Genomic DNA, 17,697 nt, shown 5'->3' with positions numbered 1-17,697 from the left:
TATTAATATCTTAAGCTCCGTAGCAAAACCAATAAGTTACTTTATGTAACAAAGTATATTTATATCATACCATTTCGTCAAGTAATAAATTTATGTAAAGTAAAATCATTTACTTTTAACAGTGAATCGTTAATAATAGGAGTATGAGGTGATCACATGAACATTCCGCAGATGTGCCCACGGTTTGAAAAGGCTATGGAGCTACTGAGCAAGCGTTGGACGGTGTTGATCGTATTTCAATTAACGAATGGTCCGCAACGTTTCGTCGCTATTGAGAATTCAATTCCTAATTTAAGTGGAAAGGTCCTTTCGGACCGTTTGAAAGAGCTGGAGGAAGAAGGAATCATACAACGTATGGTTTATCCTGAGAAGCCTGTACGGATTGAATACTCCCTTACGGATAAGGGACGCGATTTAGCTCCTTTATTTGACCATATCGGTACTTGGGCTACACGCTGGATTGAGGTTCTACCAGCACTTGAACAGCAATGATTCATATTGAAGCAAAGAACGCCTTTGCCCTAGGTACAATTCGTACTTATCGTGCAAGGCGTTCTATTTTTCATATGACGGAGCGTTAAAGGTCCTTCTTAGATCGCTTTCAGAATTTAAACGTTTCCCTCACTGCTGCGTTGCATTTCCTCACGGATCGATTGCACCCGTTTTTTCCCCCACTCATACATCATTTCCACAATCGGTAAAATCGTCATCCCCAGCGCAGTCATCGAATACTCCACCTTTGGGGGCACTTCGGGATACACTTCCCGGTGCACAATACCGTCCTCCATCAACTCCCGCAGTTGGTTGGTCAGCACTTTATGCGACAGCTTCGGAAACAACCTTTGCAGGTCACTGAACCGGTGCGGCCCTTCCACACCCAAATGCCATAAAATAACGACCTTCCATTTCCCGCTTAGCACAGATAGCGTTAGTTCCTTTTCGCAGTTGTAGTCTCCATTTATAATTTTCTCCCGTATTTCGTCTCTCAGCGTATCAGACATATATCAATTAACTCCTTCTAAATCATCATGATCTTTCACATTAACAGTAACCTGCAGGTAACCTCCGTACTTGAAAGTGCATTCTTCACAGCCTGACGAAGCCACCCTACAATAGTAAATAACGTTACACATTCAAGGAGGAATAGAGTATGAGTAAAAAGGCTCTTTTTATTATACCCCCAGAGCGCTTTAATGAGGATGAATTGTTTAAACCAAAGGAAGCGCTAGAGCAAGCAGGTGTTACCGTGACACTAGCGAGTACAAAAACAGGCGAAATCGTGGGTGACTACAATGGTAAAGCGACGGCTGATCTTGTTTTTACAGACGCTGTACTGGCTGACTATGATCTGGTATCTGTAATCGGCGGATCAGGAACGAATGATCATCTGTGGAATAATGCAGATCTCCAAGCTCTGCTGAAACAAGCTCATAAGCAAAAGACTTTAGTGGGCGGCATTTGTGCAGGCTCTGTGGCCGTGGCTCAAACCGGACTACTCTCTGGAAGAACAGCTACATGCTATCCAGTGGATGTACAAAAGGATCAGCTCCAAGCGCATCAAGCCGAATATGTCGCTCAGCATGTCGTTGCGCATAGCGATATTATTACAGCCGATGGCCCAGATGGAGCTCAGGAGTTTGGTAAAGTCCTCGTTCAAGCTCTGCAATAAGCATATTCTCGAAGTTCAGATGGCACTTTAAACAGCACTCCAACAAGCCGCATCACGTCCTTTCTATTGTATGGGACCTGATGTGGCTTTTTTGTGTCATTTTCATGCTTAAGTGATTAATTTAATTGTATGGTCCTGGATTTTCGTGTTAGCTTTAAAGAACCGACGTTTAGCATAGGAGGCTTATATGCCGTGTTTATGAAAGGCAAAATCCATTTACATCAGGTAACGTCCGAATCGTTGCGACTGGGCGCCTTACTATCATTAGTAGGGGGCTTTTTGGACACATATACCTTTGTTGGAAGAGGCGGTGTTTTCGCCAACGCACAGACAGGCAATATCGTGCTGCTGGCTGTCAAGGTCATTCAGGGGCACTGGATTCAGGCGTTATCCTATATCCCGCCCCTGATCGCCTTTTCACTGGGGGTTTTTGTTGCCGAAGGGATTAAACGAAAATCAACCCACCGTTTAACTCCGGACTGGACCCGCGCAATTCTTTTACTGGAAATTGCGATTTTTTTCATCGTGGGATTGATTCCGCAAGGAGTTCCCAATACGGTAGTGGTGGTGATCGTCTCGTTCGTCGCTTCCGTGCAAATGACTTCCTTCCGCAAGCTCATTGATGTGCCGTACACCTCCACGGTCAGCACCGGTAATCTCCGATCAGCTACAGAGGCTATGTATGTCGCCATAACGACCAAGGACACGAACGCTGCCATTCGAGCGATGCGTTATGGTGTCATCCTGGCAGCCTTCTTGCTAGGAGCCTTGCTGGGGGGATTTCTGACTTTGACGATTGGGGATAAAGCCGTTTGGGGCGCTGTTGTTGCACTTATTTTTTCTTTTATTTTATTTACAGAAGAGGAAAAGTGGAAGCTGCCGCTGCGTCACTAATCCTCCATTACATCATCCCTGAATGAACTGCCGCTGGGCCGTTTCAAAGAAATTCAAGAGGTTCTCGCGGGACGAAAATGCTGCCTGAGCAGATTGGTTGCTACCGCCCCCCTTGCCCTGAAACGCGCCCAGATTCTCTTTCAAAAACGCTCCGCAGCTAACAGATTGGGTACCGTTATGTGCCAGAATGATTTTATTTTCGGCCGTTGTGGCAAATAAAACAAGCAAATCATGCTCAGCGGTCAACTTGGTAGCCAATTGCTGCATCTCCTGAATGGATTTTTGTTCAAACACATGAGCAAGAACATGCCCTTGTACAGCAGACAGCAACTCTTTCGCCTGGTACGATGCATTTTCCTCTTGTAGGAGCTCTACTTGCGCCTTGAGCTGCTTATGCTCCTGCTCCCACTTTTCGAATCGAGTCAAAATATCCTTTCGCCCAGTATTGAACTTCGCAGATAACACGTCCAAAATCCGAACACTATCATTAAAGTCGTGGAGTGCGCGAGCACCACATTTGAAATGGATTCTCGCCATCCCTTTTTGCTTTTCCCATTTCAAGCATTTAATCATTCCAATTTCCCCGGTCTGAGCCACATGTGTACCACCGCAAGCATTATATTCAATGCCTTCGATCTCAACAATCCGAATATTTTCCGTCACTTTAGGCATTTTCACAAGCGGAATGTCCTTCAATTGCTCATGGGTAACAAAATAACTTTTTATACTGCGGTTATTGTAGATTTGCTGATTTACTTCCTGTTCGATTGCCAATAGCTGCGCAGATGTTACTTCCGAACAGTTGACATCAATTGTGGCGTACTCTTGTCCCAAATGAAAGCTTTCTGTACGCGCACCCAACAGCTCCAGGCAAACTGCTGACAGCAAATGCTGTCCGCTATGCTGCTGCATATGATCAAATCTGCGCTCCCAATCCAATTGGCAGGCCACTTTTTCCTCGTCCGGCAAACGTTCTACCTGATGCCAAATGTCCCCATCCTCCAGAACAACATCTAATACACGGATGCCCTGAATCGTTCCTGTATCACACGGCTGACCTCCGCCATGCGGATAAAAGGCCGTTTCCTCAAGCATAACAAAAAATGCTCCGTCTCTTTCCATGCTCTGTGTAATATGAGTGTCCCACTCCGTCAAATTTGGAGCGGTGTAATATAATTTTGTCGCCATTTCAGGTCCCTCACTTTTGGGTATCTTTGTCTTGTCTCGTCCGATAATCACTTATTATCAAGCACATCATTCTAAATATCAATGTAGTGAATAGCTTGAACCTTTAGCGATACAAATCGGTGATCTCTTTCCCCTCGCATAGATATATAAATTCTTTAATGCTCTATTATGAAATGATTAACCATAGGTATAAGCCCAGCAGGGTAATAAAAAGTGTAGGAATAGTTAAGACGATGCCTGTTTTGAAATAAGTGCCCCAAGAAATTTTTACGTTTTTGGAACGAAGTACATGTAGCCACAACAATGTGGCTAATGAACCGATTGGAGTTATTTTTGGTCCAAGATCCGACCCAATAACGTTAGCATAAATCAGTGCCTCTTTGACCATACTGGTTGCATGAGTGGCATTAATGGCAAGTGCATCAATCATGACCGTGGGCAAGTTATTCATACTCGACGAGATAATCGCCGCAATAAAACCCATGGCCATGGTGGCTACAAACATACCTTGATCAGCAGCCGCTTGAATCACATGGGACAGCAAATCCGTCAAACCGGCATTACGCAGACCATACACCACCACATACATCCCTATAGAGAAAAATACGATGGCCCATGGAGCTCCCTTGATGACTTCTTTCATGGGTACCACAGGGCTTCTTCTAGCCATCAGCAAGAAAAGGATGGCAATGATACCAGCCACCACCGAGACGGGAATGTCAAAAAATTCGCATGCAAAGTAGCCAACCAACAATATTGTGAGAACGACCCAGGACATACGGAACATCTTTGGATCTTTTATCGCATTTGCAGGCGTGATTAACTGTGTCGCATCAAACGTTTTAGGAATTTTTTTGCGAAAAAAGAGATACAGTACCACGATACTAGCCGCTAAGGAAAACAGATTTGGTACAATCATACGACTCGCATATTCCATAAAACTGATTCCAAAGAAATCGGCTGACACAATATTAACGAGGTTGCTGACTACAAGCGGAAGCGATGTCGTATCTGCAATAAATCCGCTCGCTATGATAAAAGGAAATACCATTTTCTCATCCAATTTCAGTGCCCGAACCATCGCCAGTACAATTGGTGTCAAAATTAAAGCCGCGCCGTCATTGGCAAAAAAGGCAGCAACTACGGCACCCAGCAGGCTCACATAGACAAACATCCGGGTTCCGCTTCCACGGGCTAGCCGTGCCATGTGAAGTGCTGCCCATTCGAAGAAACCAATTTTATCAAGGACTAATGAAATCAGTATAATGGCGACAAAAGCTAGTGTTGCATTCCAGACCATTCGAGTAACTTCCCAAACATCATGCAAATCCACTACCCCCACCAGCAAGGCGAGTATGGCACCGCCGCACGCAGACCACCCAATGGACAGATGTTTAGGCTGCCAGATGACCAATACTAAAGTGACTAAGAATATAATGCATGCCAAAAAAATCAATGTTCTAAAAACCTCCATTACATTACCTTATAAATATATACTTATATAAAAACCGTTTATCCCTTGAGAAAGATAAACGGAACAGTCTTTAGCATGAACAGGCTGAGGAATCCGGCCCACAAAATGCAATCGGCTACAAACCTAGTTGATCCAAGGTGTGACCCCTTTCGATTATATAACTAATGCTTACATACTAATAGTGCTCAATTTTAATATCAAGAACGCTCAATCCTTATTTGTTCACCAATTGCAGAATCCAATCTTTTATATCTACAATTCGCAGAGTTTTGGGCCGTGTATTCGTTCCAGAAATAATTAGTGGAACAAGGGAATCTTTTTCGTGCAGCGATCCATGGGCTCCCCCTCCGATGTGGGTAGGGGAACTTTCGCTGACGAGTTCGTATCCCGGTTGGACCGTGACGACAACATATCTTCCCTCATGCGAATTCATTGCCCCGTGTAGCCTCGCCAAAATATCTGGATATTTTCCATATTTGATCCGGTTATTATTTACCGTAATATCCACAAGGTCCTCTTCGCCCGATAATGTCCACGATTGTCCATATTCATCCATATATTTTCCACCGGGACGATAAGAAAACAATTTACCCTTTTTGCCTTTTGTAACATGAATATGGTTTGTACCATCTTTCATAGCGATAATGTCGAGCTTGTTCTCCTTTTGTAAAGACTTCACCACATCGGATAACTCTACGTTATCGTTTATTGCATAGATATAGGCCATCCGTTCATTAGCGGCAATCACGATCTGGTCATCACTTCTTACGGGTTGATTTAATTTTGCAATACGGTAATGGCTTAAAAGAGACCTTAAATCAACAGTCGCTGCCTGTCGATCATCATATACAGCGCTTTGCGCACTGTCGCCCATGACAATCCATATCGCACTGTTTACAGCCTCTTCCCACGAACCGTATGCGTTCAACACAGTTTGCAGTGCTTGGTCCGCTTTTTCAATTCCCTTTAGTTGAGTGGGACCCTTTCTATGCGCCAAATTATCATTCTCTGGGAAGTAGGCGATAGTTACATCTGGAAGTTTTTTCTGGCTGATTAAAAAAGCGGTATCCTTTGCGGAAAATTCGTTGTTCATCCCAAATTTTTTCCACACAGGAGTGTTCCAGCTATTTTTCGGATTCAATTGTGCCAGAGCTGCATAGGATAACCATTTAGGTCCTGTGACTATCATTTTTTCTGGTACTCTACTGCTATTCGCTATGAAGTCAGGTACTTTGAGGGCATGTTTCGTTCTTCCTCTAAAAACAATAGCATTGATGGACGCGGATTCTTTCCCTTTGTCAGCCAATTCCTCATGGATGGTTTTCGTTTTTTTGTTCAGATGAACTTGGTTTAATTGGTAAATGGCATCTAAAAATACTTGCAGTTGGTCTATCTTTAGGGCTTCCTTGGCACCATTTCCGTAGAAAATCATGCGTTTCCTTGAGTCGCTGTACCACACAAGTCCGGGCACATGATGTTGGTCTGCATACGTCCCCGTTAATAAGGTACTGTCGATGGTCACAGACATCGTGGGAAATGAACTCACTACATGTGGGAAATATTGCCCTTGATGAAGGAGATATTGCATTGCCGGAGCACGGCCTTCTTGAATCGCATCCTGCAAAGGCTTATCCATTAAAGAATCAATCATGATGAATATGACCGGTTTGGCCTTATTATTCACTGGGATATGAGACTTGATGCTTTGTTGATTTAGCTGTTGACTGGAGTCCGCCCTGCAACCGACGATTAGTAAACTTAAACTTAGCACTAGTACAATCGTGATTTTATACTTTATTCCCATTTGTGTATCCCTTTCTTTGAAAAACACAATTCCCTTGATTTTTTTATTTTTGCTTACACTAAAAAAAATTATTCCGAAATGAATTTTTTTAATCTAATATGCCAAATTACTTCTAGTGACTCGAATAATTAGAAAGCTGGTGAACTCCCATTAACATCCCGTTCTCACCTAGACTGTATCATTGGTTTGTCCGTCCAAAGTGGTTTACTAAAAAATATATCCATGATCATGTGCATTCCCATTTTTCCTTTGATAGCCAAACTGTACTGGATTTTGGCTGTGGTACTGGGGCAAATTGCTCCATGTTTAACCCGTTGTATTATGTTGGAATTGATCCTGACGCCCAACGAATTGATTATGCAAAGCGATTATATAGCCACCATGCATTTCAAGTATTTAATAGTAATAATTTGCCATTTGATAATGAGTCGTTCGACTACATACTTATTATCGCTGTATTACACCACATTTCTTCGGATGAAATATCTAGCTACATGAAGGAATTCCAAAGAATCCTAAAGCCTAACGGAACCATTGTCGTTATGGAACCATGTTTATCCAAGAAAAAACCGCTATGTAACTGGTTTATGAAATGGTACGACAACGGAGAGTATATTCGTAATGAAAAAGAATATATTCAATTGTTTAGAGATCAGGATTATGAATGTAGGGTCTTAAAACGATTCCGAAAATGTTTTTTATATCACGAGTTGTTTTTTTCAGTAAAACCAATATCTTCAATGGGAGGGGAAAATAACAATGACTACTACAAGCATAAACGGATACTCGATGCACTATATTGATTCCGGTGAAGGAATGGCCATCCTATTTATCCACCCTCCAGTACTCACAAGTTTAAATTTCACATACCAAATCCAAGGACTATCGCCCGATTTTCGAACTGTAGCTTTTGATATCAGAGGACACGGTAAAAGTCAGCCTTCCGAACAAACGGTTACTTACCCTCTCATCGCCCAGGATATTAAGCATTTGATGGATCGGTTGAGCTTAGATAAAGTATTTTTGTGTGGATATTCTACCGGTGGCTCGATAGTACTTGAATTCCTCCTGACTTATCCAGATCGGGCATGGGGAGGCATTGTTATTAGTGGAATGTCGGAAGTAAACGATTGGCGCCTAAGAAACAAAATTTCTTGGGGCACTGCTCTTTCCAAAATCGGCGCAGTCGGTACGATTGCGCTTTCGATTGCTTGGTCACAAACGAAACAGCTATCTTTGTTCCGTAAGTTATTCAACGATGCGAAGCAGAGCCATCCCGGGAATGTCGAACAATATTATCGTTACAGCTTGAAGTATAACTGTACCTCACGGCTCGGGGAAATCCATCTTCCTGTCCTGCTCGTTTATGGTGAAGAGGATAAACACTTTCATCCTTATGCCAACATATTGCATCAGCAAATACCGAAGAGTGAGCTTGTTTTCATTAAAAAAGCCGATCACCGCCTCCCTACGAAGGCCGCTGGAACATTGAATGAACTGATCAAGCAGTTCATAGAACGCTTCAGTGAAAATAATTTATAATATTTTATACAATGTAAATATACAAATTATGCTAAAGTCATATATAGTTTAGGTTGGATAGGTATGTAAGTTCTGCTTCTAAACCTAAAGGGGTGTAAAAATGAAATGCTAAAGCGTATTCAAAATCTTTTCTTTATCCCTAACTACCCGCTATTTATGATCTGTATGTTATTGCAAGGCATGGCTATTTCTATAAGTGCACCTTTTTTAGCTGTATATTTTACAAGTACACTTGGCGTATCTGTTGGAACCTTTGGTGTGTTTACAGCGGTGACTTTGATTTGTGGTATATGGATAAGCTCCCTTATTGCCAAACGCTCCGATACCGGGTTAGATCGCAAACAAATTTTAGTGATTTGTACGTTATTTAATGCTGTAGCCTTTGCTGGATATCTTGTAATCCAAAATTTTTATGTGCTTTTTATTTATATGACTGTCTTTACGGCGATTGGCGCCCCTGGGATGCCACAGTTATTTGCCAGTGCACGTGAGGCGGTAGATCGCAGTAAATCTGCGGATCATGCCTTTGCGAATTCAACGCTTCGTTCTATGTTTTCTCTTGGCTTTATTACCGGACCGCTCTTTGGTTCCTTCTTGATTGCACATACGAGCTTTAAAGGTATTTTTGTCGGTACGACCTCTATTTTTGTACTTATTGCCGTTCTTCTATTCTTTTTTATCAAGCAGCCTCCTGTTCAAGCTAAAAATAAGGATCAACTTTCACTTCATCACATTACATTACATAAAAATATTAAAATTCTGATTCCTTTTCTAGTTCTTACTCTGCTTTATACGTCTCACTGGATGAATAGTTTGAACATTTCCTTGTTCATCATCCACAATTTAAAAGGTGACACGAATGACGTTGCCCTAGTATCCAGTATTTGCGCAATCTTAGAGATACCCTTGATGCTCATGCTGGGCGTACTAGCGGCCAAATACTCCAACCGTTTGCTTATATTTTTAGGGGCTCTAACAGGCGTTGTCTATTATCTCCTCGTCCTTATGTCTACGGAGATGTGGCAGCTATTCGTGGGACAGCTTCTTCTAGCCTTCTTTGTTGCAGTGATATCAGCCATTGGTATCAGCTACATGCAGGATTTATTGCCATCTCTGCCCGGATATGCCTCGACACTGTATTCCAATGCGACAACAATCGGAAGACTGGCGGGGAGCTTGATGGGCGGATTGTTCGCTCAATGGATGGGTTATCGAAACTCCTATTGGGTATGCTTATTCCTGATCCTCTGTTGCCTTGGTCTGCTCGCGATTTCAAAAAAATTAGAGTTTCACAACTCGGCTGCTCTACAAGAAAGAAATCACAGTCTATAGGACAGCACCAATACAAAAAGCAGCACGTAATCTGGACGAGAACCTGAAGTCCGTTTACGTGCTGCTTTGTTATGCTATCATGCCATGCATGGTCCAGATTGGTTACATCGTAAGCCTCCGCACACGCACCCTATTTTTCTCGCATCCTATTTTCTTATAGTAGAGAAACGACTCATAATTGCATCAGTCGCATACGTATAACCGCCAGCCTGACGTAGTGATTGGCCAATTACATGCGCCTGTTGTTTATAGATGGCTTGATTTAAAACCTCTACCAAAGCAGCTTTTAAGATAGCGGCTGTAAGCTCATTTTTATTCACAGCAATACCCGCTCCCAGCTCTTGTACCCGATTGGCCACGATCGGTTGATCCGATGTCATGGGAACCAGAACCATTGGCACGTTGTAATACAAGGCTTCGCTTGCACTGTTCATTCCCCCATGTGTAATAAAGGCATCTACACGCTGAAGCATTTCCAGCTGCGGAATATAGGGCTTGATCATAAAATTGTCCGGGATATTGTCTGCCAATAACTCCATCTCCGCATATTGGCCTGATGAAAGTACAAATTGCACAGGCAAATCGCGAAATGCTTCAAAGCAAAGCTTGTAAAACTCCAAATCTCTATTAAGAATAGTTCCCAATGATATATAAACAACCTGCGGATACAAAGCACGAAGCTGTTCGAACGGAAAAGAGGGTGCATCTTTACGAGGTACAATAGATGGACCTGCAAAAATATAACTATCATCCAGCTTTTCAGCTTGCGGTTGAAAATAACGGCTTGTATACACGACCTTTAGGATGTGGGAATGTGAATCGAGTTCATCAATAGCGGGAACGGAAACCTGAAACTCCTCAGCTAATTGATGTACTACTTTCATGGTGTCATCATAAAGCTCTCTCACTTTTATGTCATCATCATCCCAGCCTTGATCAGATCCCAGAGGCTCTACGAAAGCAAACGAACAGATCGTGCATACCGCAGGTATTCCCAGCCTCTCTGCTATAATTTTGCCTCCCCAACCCATCAAATAGTCATAAATCAAATAATCATACTCCTTATTTTCAATTTCTTTCATAACCTTTGGAATAATCGGTTCAATCAAACCTTTAACGATCATATTCACGAATTGATAATGATGTTTATATTCAGCCGGCTTTAATACAGGATTGTGAATAAATGCATCCACACTAAATGGATAGGTGATCAGTTTTGCTCCTGTTTGTTGAATTCTCGTACCAAATTCCTCTGAACACACATAATCCACTTCTTCACCTCTGTCAACCAGCTGCTTCACTAATCCTAAGGACGGATTAACATGGCCTTCAGCAGGCGTGATCATAACCAACACACGTGCCATCCTACACCTCCAACATAATAATATGTTCAACTCAAAATAATTGTAGGGTTTTTCATGATGATTACGAACAAGATATACATTAGCCTCGAGTTTATTACCACCTGTTATGCGCCTAAAAATACATCTCATATTCAATATATAAAATATTTACCATAATAACAAATGGTTTCAATTTTAGATTATGTATGTACCACATCCAAGTTTGCTCACAAACACGCACATAAGCGGAGGAAACGCTTAAAGCGTATCCCCCCGCTTATCGATTGAACATCAAATTTATAGACGCCAATTCCAATGATCTGTCCCGCTCAGAACAGCTTCAACAGTGTACTGGTTTGCTTCGTCAGCTGTAAGCTGTTTGGCCCAAGGTACACGCCCGCTACTTCCTGCACCTGGTCCAAAGTTGTCGAACTCTCCAAATCTTGCGGTCTGCTCATTGGATTCCTTACCCCAATTGTTCCAACCACCCGGCTTGATATGGTCATCCATATAGGTCTTCAAAAAAGTAACATGAGCGTAAGGACGCCATGGTCGCCCAAGATCCACCTTGCCTGTCAAGCCAGCTTCGGTTGTCAAACGACACTGAGTAAATACAAAACCTGGCTGGTTCTCTTCTGTTGAAGCTGCGGTTACGTATCCGGCACGCAGGCTGTGTATGATCGAATTATCAAACACAGCAGGTGCATTGCCAAATATAAAATCCACACTGCCACTGATGTAGCTGTCCTTAAAATACTGTCTGCCACGGTTTACGAGCAAAGTATCCTGTAGGCCGGTAATTTTGACATTATGATACTTGCCACGATCACCTTCGGCATATAACGCTACAGCCTGCACCTGCCCGGTCCCTTCTGTGTTGGCGACCGTCACATTTTCCATCACAAAGTCAGGACTTTGCACACGCATGGTATAGCTGTTGCTCGTTCCTAATTCTTTCCCGTCCACTATGGTCTTGGCTGTATCATCAAAAGCAATGATCGTTTTGTCCCGATCTTCTCCGATAATGCTCAGATTTTTTTTGGAGGAATTCACCTTTATTTTTTCACGGTAGGTACCGTTTTTGAGATGGATCATAGTCCTTGTGTTGCTGTTGTCAGGGACTGCATCAATAGCTGCCTGGAGAGATGTATAGTCAGCAGGGCCATAGGTCGATACAACCACACTAGTGGGAGAGGTTCCTCCTGAGTCTGTTAGCTTGCGGACCTTAACATTGCTGAATTCCGACGTATTGTAATTCCATACATCGTTTTGTTGTTTGGATGCATCGGTAGCTAGCCCGAACAGTAAGGGTTGATTCTCTGGAAAGTCCACGACTGCTTCACCCACTTTGTCCCAATTTGTTAGACCATCGGCGGATATCCATCCGGTCAGCTTTTGCCCTTGTCTCACCAGACGAACCGAATATGGCGTTGTAATAAATGTTTCCATTGACGCGCGCTTGGTTTTACCATCTGTTTGATCACGACTAATAAGAGTCCCCTGTTTACCATATTTAACAAATGCTAAAGACATAAAGACCATTTTTGATCCAGGCTTCAGTGATTCACGAATCATTACACCTGCTTCGGCATTATCATCCACAGGAGTAATCTTCTCCACACGGGCTGTAATTTCACCGTCTCCCTCCCATTTCTGATAAGCATAATGGAAAAGGTCAGCCTGACCGTCAATGTCCCCCGCCGATTTTAGTCGTATGCTGCTGCCGTTTGCATCTTCTTTTAATACCTGAGTATGCCCTTTGATATGGCCATCGTTGCCCTCAGAGCCAACCTCTTCGCTGAGCCAGCTTCCCGTTGGTACAGTCGTGTTGACGTGGATAGTGACAGGATTGGAAAATGCAGCAGTTCCCTTGCGGTCTGTCACCCGTGCAATAATGTAATGGGTGCCGTCCGTCACATGATTCCAGCTGATTTGATAAGGCGCATTCTCTACTTTTCCAGCAAGTTTGCCGTCAATGATAAATTCAACGTGGGCAATGCCATCTTGGTCCTTGGCCGTTGCAGTTATGGTCGCATCACGTCCGGCTTCCAAAATATCGTTATGCTTCAGTGAACGTCCGCCTTCATCCGACACCTGAACGACGGCCTCCGGATTATCTACCTCACTTCCATTGGACAGCTTCTCAATGAGATCATTTAAATAGACTTCCAGATTCGTATAGCCCTTGGCAAAATGAGCATACTCGCCTGTGCCGGCAAGCTCCTGACCGTTGCGGTCGTCTGCATTTTTGGGGTCCAGCCCATGGGCACGTTCCCATTCATCCGGCATGCCATCATGATCACTGTCAGTAAGTTCCGTGTTGGTTACGCTATAATCATCGTAAATCCATCCTGCCTCACGCGGGGAGTTGATAAACGCACCCGTTCCATTCTTCACATCATTCATAATGCGGGCGTCCACCGCATCTCTTCTTGGCAGCGTGGCTCCTGAACCGGCAAGCACCTCAGTGTATGCGGTCTGTGCATCTGTCGCTTGATATGGACCATACGCATCCTGTGAAATCCCGTTGTCGTATTCCCCTCTGACTTCAATCGGCTCTGCCAAACGAGTGGAAGGGTCAATAATCGATCCAATCGATGTTCCAAGCTGCCAGTTGTCCTTAGTAACCGATTCGTTGCCGTACATGTAGTTGCCACCAATAAACATGCGTGTTTTATATTTTTTACTACCCACGTCTACAAAGATTTGACCGCGAACATCCTTATATGTGTTGGGGCCATACTTATAATAGTTATTCAGCACATTATACGATCCTTCACCACCACCGTATGAAGAGAAAAATCCCCAGTTATAAATGACATTATTGGTCATTTCCACAGCGTCGATTTGTTTTTTATCGGTTGGGAAACGCGGGTTGCGGCTTGCATTGTGTGCCAACAAGTTATGATGATAGGTGGAATTTCGACCACCCCATATGCCGCCATAGCCGTGGCGACCTTTTTGGTGCGTGGTCATTAGCATACTTTCGGACGCAATGGACCATTGTACCGTCGTATTTACGTTATCGTACAGACTCAGTACCTCATCCACAGACCAGCTAAAGGAACAGTGATCAATCATAATGTTTTTATGATATCTGGATCCTAATGCGTCATCCTCACTGGGGTAACGGTCGGTTAATCGAAAACGCAGGTAACGGAGAATGACGTTATCTGCATCAATCCCTGTCGTGTAATCGCTTACAGTTATACCATCGCCAGGAGCTGTCTGACCCGCAACCGTCAGGTTGTTGCCCAGGATTTTAAGTGGCTCCTTAAGATGAATGGTTCCACCCACCCGGAATACGACCGTCCGATTATCGGAGCTGACCGCTGCACGAAGAGATCCGGGGATCACCTGCTCACCTATGCCGTAATCCTCCAGCGTGGTAACTTCGTAAACTTCACCTCCGCGTCCACCGGTAACATATTTACCGCCACCTTCAGCCCCCGGAAACGCCGGAATATTCGTCGCTATTTTTTCGACTTTTGCCATCTCTGTCCCGACCGCAGTCTCTGCTTGAATCAGTGGTGGGCACAAGGTCAACAACAATGAACCCACAACCACATTACATAGCACCTTTCTCCATGTACGCTGCTTGCTCATATTCTGTTTCCTCCCTAAGATTTTCTTTCACACCAGCGCATACTTTTATAAAAGAATGATCCGAGACGTTCAGAAGTGTTTTCACCTCCTTTCATCAATCTTTTCTGCTTTTACCGTGGGCAGGTGTCATATATACTATAGATATATGAATGCGCTTACTTATCTTAATTTGCAAAGGAAGAAGCACATGAATGAAATGAAGGAAGACAAATATATCATCGGAGAACAACAATTCTCCATTCATCACATCTACCGTACCGGCTTCACAGTTATGCCCAGACCTCATGTTCATGAGAACTATGAGCTGTATTTTTTGCTGCAGGGCGAACGCATCTACTTTATGAACGGCAAGGTATACACCGCTCGCAAGGGCGATCTGATATTCATCCTCCCTCATGACTTACACTCTACCGCCAGCACGCAATTGGAGGAAACAGAACGCATTTTGATTCATTTTTCTCCGACGTTTCTCCCACCGCAGGATCGTGACATTCTGGATCTACCGCCGTATCAGCAATCCGCGTTGCTTCGCTTACCGGCTAGAGAACAAGTCGAAGTTGAACGACTGTTCCTGCAAATGAATAGCGAATGTAGGAACAAGCAGCCTCTGCATGACCGTTGTGTACAGCATTTGCTGCTGGAAATGCTTATCCTGGTGCACCGATCGGAAGCGGCCGAGCGTAGTGAACTTATTTCATCTCATCCCATGCATCAGAAAATCACAGAAATTTCGTCTTTTATTCAGGATCATTTCAATGAGCCGTTAACTCTCGAACAAGTGGCCGCCTGCTTTTTTATTAGTCCAGCCTACCTAAGCCGCATCTTTCTAAAATTGACTGGCTTTCATTTCAGCGAATACATCCGCGTCGTGAGGGTTAGGGCGGCTCAAACCAGACTGCGAACCACCAAAGACAAAATCCAGAGCATTGCGGAGGATGTCGGCTTCGGTCATGCCTCCCATTTTAATAAAATCTTTAAAAAAATAACCGGGCTCTCCCCTCTTCAATACCGTAAACAGGTTCGATAGGTATTCAGTGTAAATAATTAGGCGCTAATTTTATACATTCGCTCTTGTCTTGTTTTTCCATTTTTATATCTACTTGCTCTTTCATGGAACTAAAGACGAGCCGCCTGGATTAGGTAATTTACACGACAAAAAAGCCATACTTCGCTGCAATGTGTGCAACGAGGTATGGCCTATTCCAGTATTCATTTTACCTCTTCAAGATGATACTCATCGTTTATCCGTGACCTCTATTGTAATGCTTTGATATCCTGAAGCAGCATTTCAATATTTTCTTTCTTTGTGGCCCAACTGGTGCAGAATCGAACAGCAGTATGTGTATCATCAACCTTTTCCCAAAAGGAGTAAGTATATTTTTCACTCAACGCCTGTAATATACGATCCGATATAATCGGAAACTGCTGATTGGTTGTAGAATGATATAGGAAAGAAAATCCTTGCTCGGATAATCCTTTTTGCAGCAACATGGCCATATCTATGGCGTGTTTGGAAATCTCAAAGTATAAACCGTCCTCAAACAGCGTTTCAAACTGAATGCCCAGCATTCTGCCCTTAGCCAGCAGTCCTCCTTTTTGCTTGATCATATATCTAAAGTCTTTTTTCAAAGCATCATTTAGGATAACGACGGCTTCTCCCATCATTGCTCCAATTTTAGTGCCGCCAATATAAAACACATCGCACAGCATTGCTATATCTGCTAATGATACATCGCTATCCTCTGCAACCAAACCATAGCCTAAGCGGGCTCCATCTATAAACAGCGGTAAACCATATTCACGACAGACTTTACTTAACACTTCCAGCTCCGATCGGCTATAGATCGTTCCATTCTCGGTCGGTTGAGAAATATAAACCATCCCGGGTTGTACACAGTGCTCAGGAGCAGAATCACTCCAGTGAGCGTCGTATAGTTCCTTTACCTGCTCACCCCGGATTTTCCCATCCTCGCTTGGCAATGTCAGTACTTTATGTCCAATAGCCTCAATTGCTCCGGTCTCATGCACAGCAATATGTCCAGAAGTTGCCGCAATCACACCTTGATGCGGACGCAAAATCGAAGAAATGACCGTTGTATTGGTCTGTGTACCTCCAACCAAAAAGTGTACATCCGCATTTTCGGAGTCACACGCCTTTTTAATATAAGCTCTGGCTTTTTCACAATGATCGTCCATACCATAGCCTGGCGTTTGTTCCTCATTCGTTTCCAGTAGTCGCTGTAATATACGTTCATGGGCACCTTCGGTATAGTCGCATTCAAATCGTATCATTCTGTATCCTCTCCGAAATATCCAATTTCTTCTGAATTAACAACATAGAAGCATGTAATTCTTCAATCTCTATTTCTGAAAGTCCTTGAACTAATCTTAGAATTTGCTCATCAGACCTTTCATTCAATTGGTTGTAGAACGTTTTTCCTTTAGGTGTCAGACGAATTAGATTTGTTCTATTATCCACCGTTGAATTTTCCTTAACAAGAAAGCCCTCTTTGCAAAATTTAGCAATGATCCTGCTCATATAGCTGCGATCAATTTTAAGAGATTCGACCAGCGTATTCGCAATACATGGCTCGATCAACCCGATCTCTATAATGACACGTGCCTCGGTAAAGGAATATCCGCTATCCAGCACATGTCTATCTAAAACACCAAGTAAATTCGTATAGAACCGGTTAAAACGCCTCATATCCGCTATGATATTAGCATCTATATTGACCATAACTCCCCCTATTTAGTGGACTTTTGCAACAATTATAGTAATGATATTTGTTGACTATGTCAACAAATAAAAAGATCGTACATGAAGACCTTCGCCTCATGTACA

At 43.3% G+C, this 17,697-nt stretch carries 15 protein-coding genes; 7 read left to right on the top strand and 8 right to left on the bottom strand.

Features of this window, described 5'->3' with window-relative positions; all coding sequences use genetic code 11:
* Window positions 1-156: 156 nt before the first annotated feature.
* The gene (locus C0638_RS11590) at window positions 157-492 is read left to right on the top strand and encodes a winged helix-turn-helix transcriptional regulator (RefSeq protein ID WP_013312049.1); all 336 of its coding nucleotides are present in this window, start codon (window positions 157-159) and stop codon (window positions 490-492) included.
* Between the two features lie 116 nt (window positions 493-608).
* Here the strand turns inward: C0638_RS11590 and C0638_RS11585 are convergent, their stop codons facing one another.
* Window positions 609-1,001 (bottom strand): winged helix-turn-helix transcriptional regulator, encoded by a 393-nt coding sequence (locus tag C0638_RS11585; protein ID WP_058712457.1) that lies wholly within the window; start codon window positions 999-1,001, stop codon window positions 609-611.
* Window positions 1,002-1,150: 149 nt separating this feature from the next.
* Between C0638_RS11585 and C0638_RS11580 the strand changes: the two genes are divergently transcribed.
* Both C0638_RS11580 and C0638_RS11575 read left to right on the top strand, forming a co-directional pair.
* Entirely contained in the window at window positions 1,151-1,669 is a 519-nt protein-coding gene (locus C0638_RS11580) for a DJ-1/PfpI family protein (protein ID WP_058712458.1), read from the top strand.
* 192 nt (window positions 1,670-1,861) lie between these two features.
* The gene (locus tag C0638_RS11575) at window positions 1,862-2,563 is read left to right on the top strand and encodes a YoaK family protein (RefSeq protein WP_058712459.1); all 702 of its coding nucleotides are present in this window, start codon (window positions 1,862-1,864) and stop codon (window positions 2,561-2,563) included.
* Window positions 2,564-2,575: 12 nt separating this feature from the next.
* Here the strand turns inward: C0638_RS11575 and C0638_RS11570 are convergent, their stop codons facing one another.
* The 3 genes from C0638_RS11570 to C0638_RS11560 form a co-directional block, all read right to left on the bottom strand.
* On the bottom strand, window positions 2,576-3,751 hold the full coding sequence (locus tag C0638_RS11570; RefSeq protein WP_058712460.1) for an alanyl-tRNA editing protein: 1,176 nt from the start codon (window positions 3,749-3,751) through the stop codon (window positions 2,576-2,578).
* Window positions 3,752-3,917: 166 nt separating this feature from the next.
* Complete coding sequence (locus tag C0638_RS11565; protein ID WP_043886059.1) at window positions 3,918-5,207, bottom strand: arsenical efflux pump membrane protein ArsB; 1,290 nt, start codon at window positions 5,205-5,207, stop codon at window positions 3,918-3,920.
* 232 nt (window positions 5,208-5,439) lie between these two features.
* Window positions 5,440-7,029 (bottom strand): alkaline phosphatase family protein, encoded by a 1,590-nt coding sequence (locus tag C0638_RS11560; RefSeq protein ID WP_058712371.1) that lies wholly within the window; start codon window positions 7,027-7,029, stop codon window positions 5,440-5,442.
* 230 nt (window positions 7,030-7,259) lie between these two features.
* On the opposite strand from C0638_RS11560, the gene C0638_RS11555 reads away from it, so the two are divergent.
* The 3 genes from C0638_RS11555 to C0638_RS11545 all read left to right on the top strand — a co-directional run bounded on the left by C0638_RS11555 (window position 7,260) and on the right by C0638_RS11545 (window position 9,903).
* Window positions 7,260-7,832: a class I SAM-dependent methyltransferase gene (locus tag C0638_RS11555; protein WP_233902310.1), complete on the top strand. Its 573-nt coding sequence runs from the start codon at window positions 7,260-7,262 to the stop codon at window positions 7,830-7,832.
* On the top strand, window positions 7,789-8,571 hold the full coding sequence (locus tag C0638_RS11550; protein ID WP_058712373.1) for an alpha/beta fold hydrolase: 783 nt from the start codon (window positions 7,789-7,791) through the stop codon (window positions 8,569-8,571). The genes C0638_RS11555 and C0638_RS11550 overlap by 44 nt, the downstream gene beginning before the upstream one ends.
* A 105-nt stretch (window positions 8,572-8,676) precedes the next feature.
* Window positions 8,677-9,903 carry a sugar efflux transporter gene (locus C0638_RS11545; protein WP_040102812.1) on the top strand — a complete coding sequence of 409 codons (1,227 nt, stop codon included), beginning with the start codon at window positions 8,677-8,679 and terminating at the stop codon, window positions 9,901-9,903.
* Between the two features lie 146 nt (window positions 9,904-10,049).
* On the opposite strand, the gene C0638_RS11540 is transcribed toward C0638_RS11545, so the two are convergent.
* Both C0638_RS11540 and C0638_RS11535 read right to left on the bottom strand, forming a co-directional pair.
* Entirely contained in the window at window positions 10,050-11,267 is a 1,218-nt protein-coding gene (locus tag C0638_RS11540; protein ID WP_058712295.1) for a macrolide family glycosyltransferase, read from the bottom strand.
* Between the two features lie 276 nt (window positions 11,268-11,543).
* Complete coding sequence (locus C0638_RS11535) at window positions 11,544-14,852, bottom strand: pectinesterase family protein (RefSeq protein ID WP_058712294.1); 3,309 nt, start codon at window positions 14,850-14,852, stop codon at window positions 11,544-11,546.
* A 187-nt stretch (window positions 14,853-15,039) separates the two neighbouring features.
* On the opposite strand from C0638_RS11535, the gene C0638_RS11530 reads away from it, so the two are divergent.
* Window positions 15,040-15,879 (top strand): helix-turn-helix transcriptional regulator, encoded by an 840-nt coding sequence (locus tag C0638_RS11530; protein WP_013373202.1) that lies wholly within the window; start codon window positions 15,040-15,042, stop codon window positions 15,877-15,879.
* 227 nt (window positions 15,880-16,106) lie between these two features.
* Here C0638_RS11530 and C0638_RS11525 read toward each other — a convergent pair whose 3' ends face one another.
* Window positions 16,107-17,144, bottom strand: a complete 1,038-nt coding sequence (locus C0638_RS11525) for a threonine aldolase family protein (protein ID WP_040102809.1) — start codon at window positions 17,142-17,144, stop codon at window positions 16,107-16,109.
* Window positions 17,131-17,592: a MarR family winged helix-turn-helix transcriptional regulator gene (locus tag C0638_RS11520; protein ID WP_013373204.1), complete on the bottom strand. Its 462-nt coding sequence runs from the start codon at window positions 17,590-17,592 to the stop codon at window positions 17,131-17,133. Before C0638_RS11520 ends, C0638_RS11525 begins: the two co-directional genes overlap by 14 nt.
* Window positions 17,593-17,697: the final 105 nt, after the last annotated feature.

The sequence above is a fragment of the Paenibacillus sp. lzh-N1 genome, assembly GCF_002872435.1.
Classification (GTDB): domain Bacteria; phylum Bacillota; class Bacilli; order Paenibacillales; family Paenibacillaceae; genus Paenibacillus; species Paenibacillus polymyxa_C.
This window is presented reverse-complemented; position numbering and strand designations above follow the sequence as displayed.